The organism is Streptosporangium sp. NPDC051023 (assembly GCF_040689595.1).
Taxonomy (GTDB): Bacteria; Actinomycetota; Actinomycetes; order Streptosporangiales; family Streptosporangiaceae; genus Streptosporangium.
Genome location: NZ_JBFBCE010000007.1, coordinates 78,901 through 93,506 on the forward strand (window position 1 = coordinate 78,901; position 14,606 = coordinate 93,506).

The following is a 14,606-nucleotide window of genomic DNA, read 5'->3' on the forward strand; positions in this document are numbered from 1 at the left end:
GCCCGGCCCGGATCGAAGGATCGGGGCCGGACCGCAATCGGCCTGCCGGTCAGTTCGTCAGATTGGCGAACATGCCGGGCTCGTAGGAGCCTCCCTGGTTGCGGACGATCACGCCAAGCCGGTTGGCCGCGTTGATCATGGCGACCAGGTAGACCAGCGCGGCGGTCTGGTCGTCGTCGTAGTGCTCGCGCACCTGGGCCCAGGTCTCGTCGGACACGCCCTGGTGGGCGTCAGCGAGCCGGGTGCCCTCCTCGGCGAGCGCCAGCGCGGCACGCTCCGCCTCGGTGAACACGGTGGACTCGCGCCAGACGGCGACCAGGTTGAGCCGGACCGCGGTCTCCCCCGCGGCCGCGGCCTCCTTGGTGTGGTAGTCGACGCACCAACCGCAGCCGTTGATCTGGCTGGCGCGCAGCATCACCAGCTCCTGGAGGTCCCGGGGCAGTGACGACTGCTGGATCGCCAGGCTGACGTTGGCGAACCGCTTGCCGATCTTGGCGCCGAGCTCGTTGGTCAGTAGGCTCATACGGGGTTCCATGACTTCGTCCTCACTGCTGGAGTTGCGGGGCGCGCGAATCGTTCGCACGGCGTCCTGACGAACAAGAGATGCCGCCGCCCCGCCCTCCTGTGACAGCACGATCCTGTGACGTACGCCATCGACCGTGGATGTCACAAAACAATGAGGGCCGGCATCTGATGCGTGTGGCAAGGTCGAGAACAAACAGGCAGGAGCCGACGAAACCGGAGATCTCCAATGCCTGCTCGACATCCTCGCGCCCGACGTCGTCTTCCTGGGTGACGGTGGCGGAGTCGTCCAGGCCGCGCTGGAGCCCATCGTGGGGGCCGACCGGGTGGCCCTCCTGGCCGCCGGGCTGAGCAGATTCGGCGCTGCAGCGCCGCTGCAGCCGACACAGGTCAACGGCTATCCGGCGCTGGTCCTCCGGCTCAACGGCGAGATCGACACCGTCATCGCGGTGCGCATCGACGATGGTCTTGTCACCGGGCTCTACGCCGTGCGCAATCCCGAGAAGCTGTCGCACATGGAGCGGGAGAACGCCCTGCACCGCTGAACCCGGTGCCCTGACCGCTGTACGTGTCCTCAGAGGTGAAGCGGCGAGGTCGTCGCCAGGTCGTCGCGATCGTAGGCGAGATCGGCTTCCAGCTCGACGACTCCTTCGATCCGGCGTCCAGCCTCGACGAGCACGGCGATCTGCGAACGCCGGGCCAGCCGTCCCTCGATCCGGACCACGCCGACCTCAACGGTGATCGCCAGTGCCCTCGGATCCACCCCCAGGTCGACAACGGCCCGTGTCACGTCCGCCAGGACGTCGGCGGCCGGCCGGGTGAAGATCTTCAGCAGGTCGGTCTGGTGCACGGTGCCGGCGATCTTGCCGCTGGCGGCGTCGACCACCGGCAGTTGCTTGATCCGGTGGGTGTGCATCAGCCGGGCCGCCTCCCTGACCGGAGTCTGGCGGGTGACGGTCAACGCCGGAGCGGACATGATCTGCCCGGCGGTCGTCCCCGCGGCCCTGCCGTGCTCCCGGTGGCGTGCGCGGCTCTCGAACAGCCCTCCGCTCCCCGGGGTGTCGATCTCCTTCAGCAGCAGATCGTCGTCGGAAACCACCCCGATCGGGCGCCCCTCGGCGTCGATCACCGCCACAGCGCCGACCTTGAAGCGGCGCATGGTCGCCACCAGCTCGGCGAACGTCGCCTCGGGCCGGACCGCGATGGCCACCAACCCCATGACATCCTTCACCCGCAGCGTCATGACCTTCTCCTTCCCCGCCGGTTCCTGCGCTCAGTTCTCGCCCGGACGCGCGTACTCGGCCCGCGACGCGTCCTCCGTCACCGGGATGACCGCCATGGGGCCCGATCCGTGCCGCAGGAGCGTCACGGTCCTGGCCAGCGCCCCCATGCCACACGAGCCGACCACGATCGGCAACTTTCTGAGTTCTGCCTCGTCCATCGCCCATTCCAGGGCCTGCATGGAAAAGTCGGAGCCGTCATAACCGACGACGACGTCACGGGTTTCGGTCATCGATCTCACCTCCGTCTCCATCTTCGGTATCGGGCAGAGTGAGGCGGCAGAGCGGAAGGTCCCACCTGTGTGGGACCTTCCGCCCCCGTTTCGTCCCGACTCCGACCCGCATCGGGAATGTGCGGCCGTGAACCTTCGTCCCTGTCCGGCAGGTGGAGATCAGGCAGGTGCACACGGCCACCCTCGCCCGCACCCTGCTGGAGTTCACCGCCGCCGCGCGGAGCGGCGAGAACCCTCCCCCCATGGGCCCTGAGGCGACCTGACCCGCCTCACCTCCCCTGCTCGCCAGGTCCCCCGGAGAGCTCGGTGCACAGGCAGCCGACGCCCCGCTCGATCCATTCCTGGCCGCCCCACCCGGGATGCCGCTCAATGAGCAACGCCCGGACCTCGGCAACGATCTCGGCCTCACCCATCGCGGAGTCACGCCGCCGCCAGGTCTCGTCGCGCAGCTCACGCAGGTAGTCGCGAACGTCGGCGAGCACCTGCGGGCCGCCGAGGTCACCGTGACCGGGAACCACCACCCGGTGTCCGGTGGCGGCCAGCCGGTCCATCACCGCCAGCCAGCGCACGCCGGAGACATCCGTGTCGTACGGCGGAAACCAGGGAAAGATGGCGAACTGCCCGGTCTCGGCGAGATCTCCGGTGAACAGCACACCGGCGTCCGGCACCTCGACCACCTGGTCGCCCTTCGTGTGCCCCCGGCCGGTGGGCCGCAGCCGTACGATCCGGCCACCGAGGTCCAGGTCGTACCCGTCGTCATAGACCACGTCGGGGGTGGGCACCCGGACGCCGTCGAGGCGGCGGGCGATCGGGCCGCCGAAGCCCCGGAACATCTCCAGGTAGCCGGGCCCCTTCGTCCTCAGGTCGTCCGCCTGGGCGCGGTTGACCAGGTATGTGGCCTGGCCGGCGAACACCTGCGCGCCGAAAGCGTGCTCGGGGTGGAAGTGCGTCGTGGTCAGGTACAGCCGACGGCCCTTCGCCACCTCGGAGGCGAAGGCGAGGACCTGCTCGGCGTTGGCGGTGCCGATGCCCGTCTCGACGACCAGTACGGCCCGTGTACCGCCGATGACGCCGATGTTGGGTACCAGCCCGACCCGGTGGTTCGGGATCACCAGCAGGTCGGGGGCAATCTCCTGGGCGCCGGCGACCCGCACGGCGGGGTCGGTCATCGGTCCGTTGATCATCGGTTCGTCCGTCATGCTCCGATTGCACCGTCCGGGTATCGCGGCCGTCCACGTCCGATTAGGTGGTGTCGATACCGTACGGGTATCGTCGCCGGTCATGGAGCTACGCACGCTGCGCTATTTCGTGGCTGTCGCAGAGGAGCTCCACTTCGGCCGGGCCGCCGCCCGGCTGCACATGAGCCAGCCGCCGCTGAGCCGGGCGATCAAGCAGCTGGAGGCCGACGTCGGTGCCGTTCTGTTGCACCGCTCCGCCGCGGGCGTCACGCTCACCCCGGCTGGGGCGGCGCTGCTGGACGGGGCGCGTACCCTGCTCGACCAGGCCGACCGGGTACGCATGCGCGTGGCCGCGGCGGCCGGCGCCGCGGCCATCACCGTCGGCATCCTGAGCGACAGCTCCGACCGGGGCGCGCCACGGCTGGCCGCCGCGTACCGCCGGCGGCACCCGGACGTCGAGGTCCGCATCCGCGAGACCGACCTGACCGATCCGACCTGCGGGCTGCGCGCCGGACTGGTCGACGTCGCCCTGACCCGCGGGCCGTTCGACGAGACCGGCCTGACGGTGCACGAGCTGCGCGCCGACCCGGTGGGCGCGGTGCTGCGCGCCGACGATCCGCTGGCCCGCCGCGACCGCCTGGAGCTGGCCGACCTGGCCGACAGGCGCTGGTTCCAGTTCCCGGACGGCACCGACCCGATCTGGCAGTCGTACTGGAACGGCGGCGAGCCCCGCGAGGGTCCGGTGGTGCGCGCCGTCCAGGAGTGCCTGCAGGCCGTTCTCTGGAACGGCACGGTCGGAATGACCCCGCTCGGGCACGCCCCACCCGAGGAGCTGGCCGTGGTGCCGCTGATCGACATGGCGCCGAGCCGCGTGGTGGCGGCGTGGAACGAGGGCGACGCCAACCCGCTGATCCGGTCGTTCGTCCAGCTCGCGACGGCCGCCTACCGCGGCTGAGCACCTCGCGGCCGGTGAACGCGCCACGCGGGCGCACACGCCTTGAACGCCTTGGGACGACCGCCGTGAGCATGCCGGACGACGGTCAGGATGTCGTTGACAGCTTCCGCACTCGGATAAATGCTCATGAGGGGCAGGAGGTGTTCGCGGCGGGAAATCGGAAGGCCGTGCGCGCGGGGGCGCCCACCAGATTGTCCCAGAACCGGCGCAGGGTCAGCGGGGCCCTCGTGGCGTCCAGTAGGTCCCGGAACCGGCCAGTGGCCAGCTCACTTCTGATCCGCTTCACCTCGGCCTGGAACCGCCCGTCCGCCAGTGGAGTATCCGGAGCCATGTAGTCGGCGAAGATGTACTCGGCAGGAAGCGGCTTCTCATGTCCGACCCGCTGCTCACACGCCAGTGCCATGTGACTGCCGAGGGCGTTGGCCAGGCCAAGCCGGTCGACGACGAGAACGTTCAGCGGGAACGACGCTCCCAGCGTGCCCAGAACGTTTCCCGCCACGGCCAGGCGTGCGGGCTGGCCGGGGCGAAGTGGCACCGGCCCCGGTCCCGCGCCCGGCACATGCAGGCCGGTGGCGCTCTCCGTGCTCAGTGGATCCGACCTGGCGCGAACGTAGGACTCCGCGGTGACCGGATGCGGATCGTGAGTCCAGAGCACGTAAAAGCCGCGCTCGTCCGCGATCCCGCCCGGCCCGACGGCCTGTTTGTACGGCACGCCGAGTGTCATGGCGCAGATCACGGCCCACAGCGTCACGCCTGCGCAAACGAGTGCGGTTACGACGCGCGGTGGCAAGACCATGGCGGGAAGCAGGAGGAGCAGGAGAACCGGCAGCATCATCCGGCCGTGCATGAAGTCGCCGCCGACCCGCAGGACGTACAGCAGCATCAAAACCCCGGCCGCGAGCGAGGCCGCCGACACGACGAGATCGCGGCGCGTGCGGCAGGCCCACAGCGACAGCGGGATGACCACCAGCAGGGGGCCGACAAGCTGATAGGTCAGTACGGTGTCCCCGACGTAGAGGAGACCACGCGCCCACCGGCTCTCGCCGGCCTCCTTGGCGAGGGCCGTGTTGGGCACGACAAGCCCGTAGTAGCCCATCCGGAAGATTTGGTAGGCGACCGGCAGGGCCATGGACATCGCGAACCAGCGAACGGCGGACCACCGTCCCGGCCACCGCAATACGAGCAACGCGCCGAAAAAAATCGAGTAAACCAGGGCCAGCTCCGGCCGGACGAGAGGCGCCAACCCGAGGACGAACACCAGTGGAAGCACTGGACCGCCCCAAGCCGCCCGAGCCAGCAGCCACCACGACAGCCCTATCCACAGAAATACCAACCCGGTCTCCAAACCGGAGGTTGCGAATTCCCAGAACGGCGGCAACGCGAGAACAACCAGTACTCCGGCCGGCAGGGTCCAGCGCGAGCCGCCATGCAGGAGCACGGCGCCGAGCACGGCGAACGTCACGGCGCCGACCGTGCACACCAGGCCGAGCAGCACCGAGACGTAGGCCACGTCCCCCCGGCTCACCCAGGAAACCAGCGCGACCAGATAGGTCCAGGCGGTGCTGGTGTTGGCCTCGACGCGCTCACCGACGTTGAAGACCGGCCCGTTGCCAGAAAGGAGCTGCCGAACGGTCCGCACAGCGATCAGGCCATCGTCGCTGATCCAGCGGTTCTGCCATCCGGCGAAGGCCATCACGGCCGCCGCCACCACCGTGATCACACGGTTCCATGTCCGTGCCCGCCATGATGACCGCGTGGCGGCGGAAACGTGATCGACGTATACGAGCGCGGGCACGACACCCTCCAAATTGATACATCGCATTCACCACGGGGTTTCCTCCTGAACACGGAGACCGGTTATCACGCGGCAACTGCCAGCGTAGTCAACTTTTCCGGGCGCTCGATCGGCTGAATAGCCGGGCGCCGAATAGCCGTATCGGCTCTCCTGAAACACGGCCACCGGAAGACTTTTCAATCGAAAACAGATCGCTGATTTCTCAGAGTATTCACGGAGTTGCCTGCGGCAACCATAAGGCGTCACTCTTTTCGCCGGGCCAGAGGCCTGCCGTCGCACGAGGAGCGGCGATATCGGGCTGTTGTCCGCGGCCGGTCGCCGCGGAGTGCGCGAGCGCCGATCCGGGGGCGGATGTTCCCCAAGCCCCGGCAACGCCACGGCACCGGCTCTCCTCGCGGCACCGGATGAGCGTGCCGGTTCTTCCCCTTCACCGCACCGCTCGGGGAACGTAGACGAGCACCCGAGAACCACGACCGCAAGGGAGCGCACCGATGTCCCTGCCCGCGCACATGCGTGCCGCCTACGTCACGGAGCCCGGCCCTGCGGAGACCGTCCAGTATGGACGGATACCGGTGCCGGTCATCGGTCCGACCGACGTCCTGGTGCGGGTGCGGACGGTGGCCGTCAACCCCGTGGACCTCTTCGTGCGGTCGGGTGCCTACCCCACGCCCATGCCGTCGCCGTTCGTGATCGGCCGGGATCTGGTCGGCGAGGTCGCCGCCTCGGGCCCCGGCGCGACCGGGTTCACACCGGGGCGGCCGGTGTGGTGCAACAGCCTCGGGCACGCCGGCCGGCAGGGTTCCTTCGCCGAGTACGCCGTGGTCGCCACGGACCGGTTGTATCCGGTCCCGCCGGAGATCGACCCGGTTGACCTGGTGGCGGCCGCCCACCCGGCCGCCACCGCCTGGCTTGCCCTGTTCCGGCACGGGCGGCTGCGGGCCGGGGAGAGTGTGTACGTCGGCGGCGGGGCCGGAAACGTCGGCTCCGCCATCGTGGCCCTGGCCGCGGCGGCCGGGGCGCATGTGGTCGCCACCGCGCGACCCGGCGACTTCGCCTCCGTCCGTGCGCTGGGTGCCGCCGAGGTCCTCGACTACCACGACCCGGACCTGGCCGACGGCCTGCGCGCGGCCGCGCCCGGCGGCTATCACGTCCACGTGGACACTTCCGGACACGGCGAACTGGCCATCGGAGTCGACCTCCTCGCCCGCGGCGGGCGCCTGGTGGCGATGGCCGGCCTGCACGCCACACCGGTGCTGCCGCTCGGCCGGCTCTACACCCGCGACGCCGGCGTCGTCGGGTTCGCGATCAGCAATGCCTCAACCGCCGACCTCGCCGACGCCGCCGACGGTGTCGTCCACTTGCTGCGCACCACCCGGTGGCGCCCACGCATCGCCGACCGCCTCCCGCTGTCGCAGGCCGCCCAGGCGCACCGCAGGTTGGAGGACGGCCGCGTCAACGGCAGGCTCGTGGTGCACCCGTGATCGGGCACAGAAGCAGCACACCCCCGCCTCGCGGACACTCATTGCTTAACCTGCGAAAACAGGATCACGCGAAAGCCGGTTCACACACCACTTCGCCGAACGTGACCCCGTTGACATCAGAGCCACAACTAACAATACTCTCGGTGACGGATGTCTGAACGGGTCTCCTGTCCCCTCGATAGGACCGTTCCGTCAGGAGCGTTCCATGCTCAAGGCCCCAGTGGCTTCTTTCCTCAACGCCGAAATCGTCACCGACCCGGCCAGGGTTCAAACGCCTTACGCGTTCGTAGGCGTCCCTTTCGGTCCCCCCTACATTCCGCAGGACCTGGCGTCGTGCGCCGATGCAGCCGACGCCGTCCGTGCGCTCACGCACCGCATGGAGTACCAGCACACCGCGACTCACTACGACTTCGACTGGGACGGCCCGCTGTTCCCTGACGGAGTGTGGACGGTAACCGACTGCGGCGACGTGATAGGCGACCCACGTGACCCGGATGCCATCTGGGACCGTACGACCGAGATCTTGACACCGCTGGTACGGCAGGGCAGGACTCCGCTGGTCCTGGGCGGACTGGATGCCGTGCCGCCGATGGTCGTGGCAGCCTTTCGTGACTACGAGCAGGTCAACGTACTGCACATCGACGCCCACCTGGACTTCCGGGAGGAGGTGGGCGGGGTCACCCGCGGATATTCGAGTCCTATCCGGCGTATCCGGGAGTTCGACTGGGTCAGACACATCGTGCAGGTGGGCCTACGCGCTGTCGGCTCCGGCCGGCCCCAGGACGTCGTCGATGCCAAGGCCGCTGGAAATGAGCTGATCACGGCGTGGCAGGTGCACGAACAAGGTATCGGTGTGGTCCTGGACAAGCTGCGTGCTCCCGGTCGATGGGTGATCACCGTCGACTGCGACGGATTGGATCCGTCCATCGCTCCCGGCGTGGGATGGCCTGAGCCGGGCGGGCTTACATTCCCGCACGTAAGAAGCCTGATTCACGCGCTGGCGGAGGAATCACGCATCGCCGCCGTGGTCTTCACGGAATATCAGCCCGCGCGGGACATCCAGCACACGACGGCGCTGACGATCACGCGCCTGCTCATGAATGTGATGGGTCTTCAACGATCCATTGACCCCCAGGCCGGACGCTGACCGCAGCATCGCACCCTCCTTTCACGCCGCTTTCGCAGCCGTTGCCGCTACGAGGCGCTCGTAGCCGACAGCGCTGGATGAGCATGTCTCGAAGCAGGGCGGCCGCAGGCTCCCCCACACGACAGGAGTCTGCGGCCGTTGCCTCGCCAGAGCGTCGTGGGGGCGGTTACACATCACCATGTACAGAGAGATCGTCATGATTCAACGCTTCACTGTGGCAACCCGTTTGATGACCGGACTCCTCGTGGCCTCGAGCGTACTGATGCTCGCGGGATGCGGAGATCAGACGGAGAAGGCGGGCGGCGCCGGCGGGGAGTCCAAAGAGGCCGGATCCCCCCTCCTGTTCGGCAAACTGCCGATGAAGTACCAGGACTCCAAGGTCATCAAGGTCGGCTCCGACGTCAACTACGCGCCCATCGAGTTCAAGGACAAGGACGGCAGGACGGCGATCGGCCTCGACCCGGACCTGGCCGAGGCCTTGGGCAGGCAGCTCGGCGTGACCTTCCAGTTCCAGGACAGCATCTTCGACAACCTCATCCCGTCGCTTCAGACCGGCCGCTTCGATGTCCTCATATCCGGCATGGGCGACACCAGAGCGCGCCAGACCGGCGAGGACGACACCGGCAAGAAGATCGGCCCTGGCGTCGACTTCGTCGACTACTTCGCCGCCGGTACCTCGATCCTGGTCCAGAAGGGCAACCCGAGGAACATCAAGTCCCTGAACGACCTGTGCGGCCAGATCGTCGCCCTCCAGCGCGGCACCACCTCGCAGACTCTCGCCGAGGCCCAGGCGAAGCGGTGTCAGGAGAACGGCGCGGGCAAACTGACGATCCAGGCCTTCGACAAGGCCACCGACGCCTTGATCCGCCTACGCCAGGGCGCCGCCGCCGCCAACCTGAACGAGTTCCCGGTCGCCGCGTACAACGCCAGGCAGTCGGGCGGTGAGTACGAGATCGCAGGCGTCCCCGCCGAGCCCCGTCCCTACGGCATCGCCGTACGAAAGGACGACACACAGATGCGCGACGCCATCAAGGCCGCACTCGACGCGATCATCGAAAACGGCGAGTACAAGAAGATCCTGGAGAAATGGAACGTCGCCGACGGCGCCGTCCTCCGAGCAGACGTCAACAGCGGCAGCTGAGGTTCCACCATGCAAGAAGGTGTCAGCACATGACCGAGCCGATCGACAGGGGGCCGGCCGACATGCCGCCGGGCGGGCCCGCCGTCCACAGCTCCACGAGTGCCAGCGGCCTCCCGCCGCAGGCCATCAAGGCCATCCCGGTCCGCCACTACGGTCGCTGGATCAGCGCGGTGCTGGTGCTGGGCGTGCTCGCCCTCATCGGGATCGCCTTCTCCAACGCGGACGTCAACTGGAGTGTGATCCCGGACTATCTGTTCTTCGACACCCTCGTCGAGGGCGCGGCCAACACCCTGTTGATCACCGTCCTTTCCATGATCGTCGGTGTGGTGCTCGGCGTCGTCCTGGCGGTGATGCGGCTGTCGAAGAACCCGGTGATCAGCACGGTCGCCTGGGGGTACATCTACCTCTTCCGCGGCACGCCGGTGCTGGTGCAGCTGTTCCTCTGGTACAATATCGCGTTGATCTTCCCGATCCTGGACCTCGGATTCTACAAGAACGAGATGACCGACGTCATGACCCCGTTCCTGGCCGCCCTGCTGGGGCTCGGCCTGAACGAGGCCGCGTACATGGCCGAGATCTGCCGCGCGGGCATCCAGGCGGTTGACGGGGGCCAGATCGAGGCGTCGCACGCCCTGGGCCTGACCGGCACGCAGACGATGCGCCGGATCGTGCTGCCGCAGGCGATGCGGGTGATCGTCCCACCGACGGGCAACGAGTTCATCAACATGCTCAAGACCTCGTCGCTGGCCTACGGGATTCAGTACCAGGAACTGCTGAAGGCCGCCACGGACATCTCCAGTCGTACCCTCGCGGTCATGGAGATGCTGTTCGTGGCCTCGATCTGGTACCTGTTCCTGACCAGCATCTTCAGCATCGGCCAGTACTACCTGGAGCGGCGGTTCGCCCGCGGTACGACGCGCAGCCTGCCCCCACCCCTCCTGCAGAGGGTCTGGGCGAACGTGACCCGTCTCAGCCACCGGGAGGGTGTCGCGTGAGCAGCATGACCAAGACGAGCGGCCATCCCATGGTCAAGGCCGAGGGTGTGCACAAGTCCTTCGGCCTGGTCCCGATCCTCAAGGGCATCGATCTCGAGGTGCAGCCCCGGGAGGTGTTCTGCCTGGTCGGCCCGTCCGGCTCCGGCAAATCAACCTTCCTTCGATGCATCAACCACCTGGAGAAGATCAACGCTGGGCGGCTGTCAGTCGACGGTGAGCTGGTCGGCTACCGGGAGCAGGGCGGCAGGCTTTACGAGCTCAAGGATCGCGAGGTCGCGGCCAGGCGCCGGGACATCGGGATGGTCTTCCAGCGTTTCAACCTCTTCCCGCACATGACGGCGCTCGGCAACATCATGGAGGCCCCGATACAGGTCAAGGGGGAGTCCAAGGCGGTGGCACGCCTGCGTGCGCTGAGCCTGCTGGACCGGGTGGGCCTGGCCGACAAGGCCGACAACTACCCCACCCAACTCTCCGGCGGGCAGCAGCAGCGGGTGGCCATCGCCCGTGCGCTGGCGATGCAGCCCAAGTTGATGCTGTTCGACGAGCCCACCTCGGCGCTCGACCCGGAGCTCGTCGGTGAGGTCCTGGACGTCATGCGCGGCCTGGCCGAGGACGGCATGACGATGATCGTCGTGACGCACGAGATGGGCTTCGCCCGCGAGGTCGGTGACGCCCTGGTCTTCATGGACGACGGTGTCGTCGTCGAGGCCGGTCATCCGCGCGAGGTGCTGGCCAATCCGCAGCACGAACGCACCAAGGCATTCCTGTCCAAGGTGCTTTGACATCCTCCCGGCCTCCTAAAAGGCCGGGCATTCATGCTGGAGGAACGTGCTGAGACGGGACGACGGCGACGGGGCAGTGGGCACGGTGCAGAACACCGTGGCTGACCGACCCCAGCACGGTCGCGCGAAGACCGCCAAGGCCGTGTGAGCCGACCACGACGAGATCGGCGGCGCGGGAGGCCTCGGTGAGGGCGGGCACCGGGTGATCGCAGAGGGTGCTCTCCCTCACCTGAACGTCGGGGTGCTTGTCGCACCACGGCGCCAGACGCTGACGGGCCTTATGGGCTTCGCTCTCGAACGTCTCGTTCAGCAGGTCGGTGTAGCCCGCGGCGTAGGAGGCGAACATCGGAGCCTGCCACGCGTGGACGACACGGAGCAGGGCGCCACGCAGCCGGGCCTGTTCGAAGGCGTACCCCAGGACGACGTCACCGTGGGCGGACCCGTCGAACCCGACGACGATCTCACCGTGCGCGGTGTCGGCGGCCTCACGCACGACGACCACGGGACAGGCCACCTGGCCGGCGATCCCCAGGCCGACCGAGCCGAGGACCAACCCGGCGAAACCCCCCATCCCACGGCTGCCGAGCACGAGTGTGTCGGCCCCCTCGGCCTCGCTCTTCAGCCTTTCGGTCACGGCGCCGACCGCGTGGACCGTGCTGACCTCGATCCGTGGCACGCGTTCGCGGGCCAGGTTCGCCGCGGCGGCGAGCACCTCGTCACAGTGCTCGCGCAGGGCGTTCTCCATGCCGGGGACCGCGCGGAAGGGCAGGTCGCTCGCCCACGGCTCGCGTACACACACGATCTTCAGGTGGGCGCCCTTGCGGGCCGCGTCGCCGGCGGCCCATTCGACCGCCGCGGTGGCGGACGGGGAACCGTCGGTAGCGGCGATGATCTGTCGGTTCATGACCCTCTCCTTTGGTAGGCCCGCGCCCCCGCTCCCCGTCCCGCGGCCCTGGGCTTGATCTATCGCGGCGGCCCACTGTCAGGTCTCCTGCGGGGCTTCTGTCCTGTTCGGGATGAGGTCGAGGGACGTCTCTCGTTGACGCGTTCCCAGGGCGTGAAGTCTCCGGTCAGGACCGCCCGGTCGCCGGGGAGGGGGTCACGACCGCCGGGCAGGCGGCGTGGTGCAGCAGCGAGTGGCTCACCGAGCCCAGCACCACCCCGGCCAGATCGCCACGCCCGCGTGATCCCACCACCAGCAGGTCGGCCTCCGCCGAGATCTCCCGCAGCACGTCCACCGGGTGCCCGTACTCCAGCCGCTCGACGACCTTGACGTCCGGGTAGCGTTCACTCCAGCCCGCCAGGGCCTCGGCCAGCATCCGCCGCTCCCGCTGGGCCGACTCCTCCGCGTCGGCCAGCGCGAACGGCCCGCCGCCGACGATGGGCCGGCTCCAGGCGTGCACCGCGTGCAGGGCCGCGCCCCTGGCCGAGGCCTCGGCGAAGGCGAAGGCGACCGCCTGCGCACCGGCCGGGGATCCGTCCACGCCGACGACCACCTCGCCGCGCGGCTGGGTGGGCGTGCGGCGGATGACGGCCACGGGGCAGGCGGCGTGCCCGGACACCCCCAGCGCGACCGAACCGAGCAGCATGCCCCGGAAACCGCCCAGCCCGTGACTGCCGACCACCAGCAGTTCCGCGTCCGCGGCGGCCTCTGTCAGGGCCTGCCGGGGATCGCCGGGCAGCAGCGCCGAGGCCACCTCGACATCACCGCCCTCTTCGCGGATCCGCTCAAGCGCGCCGTTCAGTATGGCCTCGGCACCGTCGCGCATCCATCGGCCCACATCGGCGTGCGGGCTGTCCTCGGCCATCTCCAGCGGCCAGGCCAGAGTGACGTGCACGACGCGCAGGCCCTCACGGCGCAGCCGAGCCTCCTGTACGGCCCAGCTCACCGCCTCAAGCGAGGCCCGCGAGCCGTCGACTCCCACCAAGATCATGACTGCTCCTCTCCTCGGTTTCATGACATCGCCGTACGGCACGGCGGGAACACCGGCAAAGGTCCTCTCTGTCCGGGACCTCTGGCCATCGGAGACAGGGCCGCCGGGGACCCCTCATGATCGGGAAACCGGGTAACTCCCCATCCGCTCTCCCCGCCGCAGGCCACTCAGGACCGGACCACCGCCACCGGGCAGCGGGCGTGGTGCAGCACCCCGCGGCTGACCGACCCCAGCAACGCGGAGGCGACGCCTCCCCTGCCGTGCGAGCCCACGACGACCAGGTTCGCCGTGGCGGAGGCGTCGACGAGGGCGTCGACGGGATGCGCGCTCTGGACGTCCTCCAGCACGGTCACCTCGGGGAACTTCTCCTGCCACGCGCCGAGTTTGTCCCTGACCACCTGGAGTTGCGCGCGACGGATCTCGTCCATGTCGTAGACGATCTCGGGGGCGAAGGCGTGCACCGGCAGCTGCCAGGCGTGGACGGCACGCAACGCGCAACCCCGCAGCGCGGACTGCTCGAAGGCATAGGCCAGCGCGGGCTCGCAGTGCGGGTCGTCGTCGACGCCGACGGCGACCTCGCGGCGTGCCTGCTCGTCGCCGGGGCGCACGACGACCACCGGGCCGTGGGCGTGCCCCGCCACGCGGACACTCACCGAACCGAGCAGGGCCCCCGTGAAACCGCCCAGTCCCCTGCTGCCAAGCACGATCTCGGCGGCGCCTGCGGCTTGGTCGCACAGGGAGCGGACCAGGTCGCCCTCGATCAGTTCGGTGCTCACCTCGACCGATGGCTGGCGCTCGCGCGCCACCTGCTCGGCCTCGGCCAGTACCTTCCTGCCGTTCGTGACCAGGGTTCCCGGCCACTCGGGCGTGGAGAAGCGGGAAATGTCGTAGGGTCCGTGCTCCACGACATGCACGATCCGCAGCGACGCGTGCCGGCGAAGGGCGTCGTCAGCGGCCCACCGCACCGCACCGCCCGCCTCCTGTGAGCCGTCCACCGCGACAACGATCAGTACTTGGCCGTCTCGCGCGTCCGTAACCGGCGAGCCTGTGGTGTTCGACGCCATTTCGCCCTCCTCGCATGCGGATCTTTCCTCGCTCCAAGCCTCGGGCCCGGGACCGGGAGAGCCCAGAGGCGGCGGACCCGCCCTCCAGGGACTTTGGAC

At 68.8% G+C, this 14,606-nt stretch carries 15 protein-coding genes; 7 read left to right on the plus strand and 8 right to left on the minus strand.

Annotation, left to right across the window (positions count from 1 at the left end; all coding sequences use genetic code 11):
• Window positions 1-49 precede the first annotated feature (49 nt).
• Entirely contained in the window at window positions 50-523 is a 474-nt protein-coding gene (locus tag AB0395_RS06650) for a carboxymuconolactone decarboxylase family protein (protein ID WP_366277696.1), read from the minus strand.
• A gap of 310 nt (window positions 524-833) precedes the next feature.
• Between AB0395_RS06650 and AB0395_RS06655 the strand changes: the two genes are divergently transcribed.
• Window positions 834-1,067: a hypothetical protein gene (locus AB0395_RS06655; protein ID WP_366277697.1), complete on the plus strand. Its 234-nt coding sequence runs from the start codon at window positions 834-836 to the stop codon at window positions 1,065-1,067.
• Window positions 1,068-1,096: 29 nt separating this feature from the next.
• Here AB0395_RS06655 and AB0395_RS06660 read toward each other — a convergent pair whose 3' ends face one another.
• The 3 genes from AB0395_RS06660 to AB0395_RS06670 all read right to left on the minus strand — a co-directional run bounded on the left by AB0395_RS06660 (window position 1,097) and on the right by AB0395_RS06670 (window position 3,234).
• Window positions 1,097-1,765 (minus strand): CBS domain-containing protein, encoded by a 669-nt coding sequence (locus AB0395_RS06660; RefSeq protein WP_366277699.1) that lies wholly within the window; start codon window positions 1,763-1,765, stop codon window positions 1,097-1,099.
• A 30-nt stretch (window positions 1,766-1,795) separates the two neighbouring features.
• On the minus strand, window positions 1,796-2,035 hold the full coding sequence (locus AB0395_RS06665) for a universal stress protein (RefSeq protein ID WP_366277701.1): 240 nt from the start codon (window positions 2,033-2,035) through the stop codon (window positions 1,796-1,798).
• A 269-nt stretch (window positions 2,036-2,304) separates the two neighbouring features.
• Window positions 2,305-3,234: an MBL fold metallo-hydrolase gene (locus AB0395_RS06670; protein ID WP_366277703.1), complete on the minus strand. Its 930-nt coding sequence runs from the start codon at window positions 3,232-3,234 to the stop codon at window positions 2,305-2,307.
• Window positions 3,235-3,316: 82 nt separating this feature from the next.
• Between AB0395_RS06670 and AB0395_RS06675 the strand changes: the two genes are divergently transcribed.
• The gene (locus tag AB0395_RS06675; protein WP_366277705.1) at window positions 3,317-4,168 is read left to right on the plus strand and encodes a LysR substrate-binding domain-containing protein; all 852 of its coding nucleotides are present in this window, start codon (window positions 3,317-3,319) and stop codon (window positions 4,166-4,168) included.
• 124 nt (window positions 4,169-4,292) lie between these two features.
• Here AB0395_RS06675 and AB0395_RS06680 read toward each other — a convergent pair whose 3' ends face one another.
• The gene (locus AB0395_RS06680) at window positions 4,293-5,888 is read right to left on the minus strand and encodes a hypothetical protein (protein WP_366277706.1); all 1,596 of its coding nucleotides are present in this window, start codon (window positions 5,886-5,888) and stop codon (window positions 4,293-4,295) included.
• 566 nt (window positions 5,889-6,454) lie between these two features.
• On the opposite strand from AB0395_RS06680, the gene AB0395_RS06685 reads away from it, so the two are divergent.
• The 5 genes from AB0395_RS06685 (at window position 6,455) to AB0395_RS06705 (ending at window position 11,509) form a co-directional block, all read left to right on the plus strand.
• The gene (locus tag AB0395_RS06685; protein ID WP_366277708.1) at window positions 6,455-7,444 is read left to right on the plus strand and encodes an NADPH:quinone reductase; all 990 of its coding nucleotides are present in this window, start codon (window positions 6,455-6,457) and stop codon (window positions 7,442-7,444) included.
• 205 nt (window positions 7,445-7,649) lie between these two features.
• Window positions 7,650-8,591 carry an arginase family protein gene (locus tag AB0395_RS06690; RefSeq protein ID WP_366277710.1) on the plus strand — a complete coding sequence of 314 codons (942 nt, stop codon included), beginning with the start codon at window positions 7,650-7,652 and terminating at the stop codon, window positions 8,589-8,591.
• Between the two features lie 229 nt (window positions 8,592-8,820).
• Entirely contained in the window at window positions 8,821-9,732 is a 912-nt protein-coding gene (locus AB0395_RS06695; protein ID WP_366277712.1) for an ABC transporter substrate-binding protein, read from the plus strand.
• A 29-nt stretch (window positions 9,733-9,761) separates the two neighbouring features.
• Window positions 9,762-10,727: an amino acid ABC transporter permease gene (locus AB0395_RS06700; RefSeq protein ID WP_366277713.1), complete on the plus strand. Its 966-nt coding sequence runs from the start codon at window positions 9,762-9,764 to the stop codon at window positions 10,725-10,727.
• Between the two features lie 5 nt (window positions 10,728-10,732).
• The gene (locus AB0395_RS06705; RefSeq protein WP_366277715.1) at window positions 10,733-11,509 is read left to right on the plus strand and encodes an amino acid ABC transporter ATP-binding protein; all 777 of its coding nucleotides are present in this window, start codon (window positions 10,733-10,735) and stop codon (window positions 11,507-11,509) included.
• 31 nt (window positions 11,510-11,540) lie between these two features.
• Here the strand turns inward: AB0395_RS06705 and AB0395_RS06710 are convergent, their stop codons facing one another.
• The 3 genes from AB0395_RS06710 to AB0395_RS06720 form a co-directional block, all read right to left on the minus strand.
• On the minus strand, window positions 11,541-12,413 hold the full coding sequence (locus AB0395_RS06710) for a universal stress protein (RefSeq protein ID WP_366277717.1): 873 nt from the start codon (window positions 12,411-12,413) through the stop codon (window positions 11,541-11,543).
• A gap of 166 nt (window positions 12,414-12,579) precedes the next feature.
• Window positions 12,580-13,443 carry a universal stress protein gene (locus tag AB0395_RS06715; protein WP_366277719.1) on the minus strand — a complete coding sequence of 288 codons (864 nt, stop codon included), beginning with the start codon at window positions 13,441-13,443 and terminating at the stop codon, window positions 12,580-12,582.
• A gap of 167 nt (window positions 13,444-13,610) precedes the next feature.
• Complete coding sequence (locus AB0395_RS06720) at window positions 13,611-14,507, minus strand: universal stress protein (protein ID WP_366277721.1); 897 nt, start codon at window positions 14,505-14,507, stop codon at window positions 13,611-13,613.
• Window positions 14,508-14,606: the final 99 nt, after the last annotated feature.

Bases quoted from the DNA above. Each gene is read 5' to 3' on its own strand.
- AB0395_RS06705 (WP_366277715.1), top strand. From the start codon at position 10,733: ATGACCAAGACGAGCGGCCATCCCATGGTCAAGGCCGAGGGTGTGCAC.
- AB0395_RS06665 (WP_366277701.1), bottom strand. From the start codon at position 2,035: ATGACCGAAACCCGTGACGTCGTCGTCGGTTATGACGGCTCCGACTTT.
- AB0395_RS06675 (WP_366277705.1), top strand. From the start codon at position 3,317: ATGGAGCTACGCACGCTGCGCTATTTCGTGGCTGTCGCAGAGGAGCTC.
- AB0395_RS06670 (WP_366277703.1), bottom strand. From the start codon at position 3,234: ATGACGGACGAACCGATGATCAACGGACCGATGACCGACCCCGCCGTG.
- AB0395_RS06660 (WP_366277699.1), bottom strand. From the start codon at position 1,765: ATGACGCTGCGGGTGAAGGATGTCATGGGGTTGGTGGCCATCGCGGTC.
- AB0395_RS06695 (WP_366277712.1), top strand. From the start codon at position 8,821: ATGACCGGACTCCTCGTGGCCTCGAGCGTACTGATGCTCGCGGGATGC.
- AB0395_RS06720 (WP_366277721.1), bottom strand. From the start codon at position 14,507: ATGGCGTCGAACACCACAGGCTCGCCGGTTACGGACGCGCGAGACGGC.
- AB0395_RS06700 (WP_366277713.1), top strand. From the start codon at position 9,762: ATGACCGAGCCGATCGACAGGGGGCCGGCCGACATGCCGCCGGGCGGG.
- AB0395_RS06710 (WP_366277717.1), bottom strand. From the start codon at position 12,413: ATGAACCGACAGATCATCGCCGCTACCGACGGTTCCCCGTCCGCCACC.
- AB0395_RS06650 (WP_366277696.1), bottom strand. From the start codon at position 523: ATGAGCCTACTGACCAACGAGCTCGGCGCCAAGATCGGCAAGCGGTTC.
- AB0395_RS06715 (WP_366277719.1), bottom strand. From the start codon at position 13,443: ATGATCTTGGTGGGAGTCGACGGCTCGCGGGCCTCGCTTGAGGCGGTG.
- AB0395_RS06685 (WP_366277708.1), top strand. From the start codon at position 6,455: ATGTCCCTGCCCGCGCACATGCGTGCCGCCTACGTCACGGAGCCCGGC.
- AB0395_RS06690 (WP_366277710.1), top strand. From the start codon at position 7,650: ATGCTCAAGGCCCCAGTGGCTTCTTTCCTCAACGCCGAAATCGTCACC.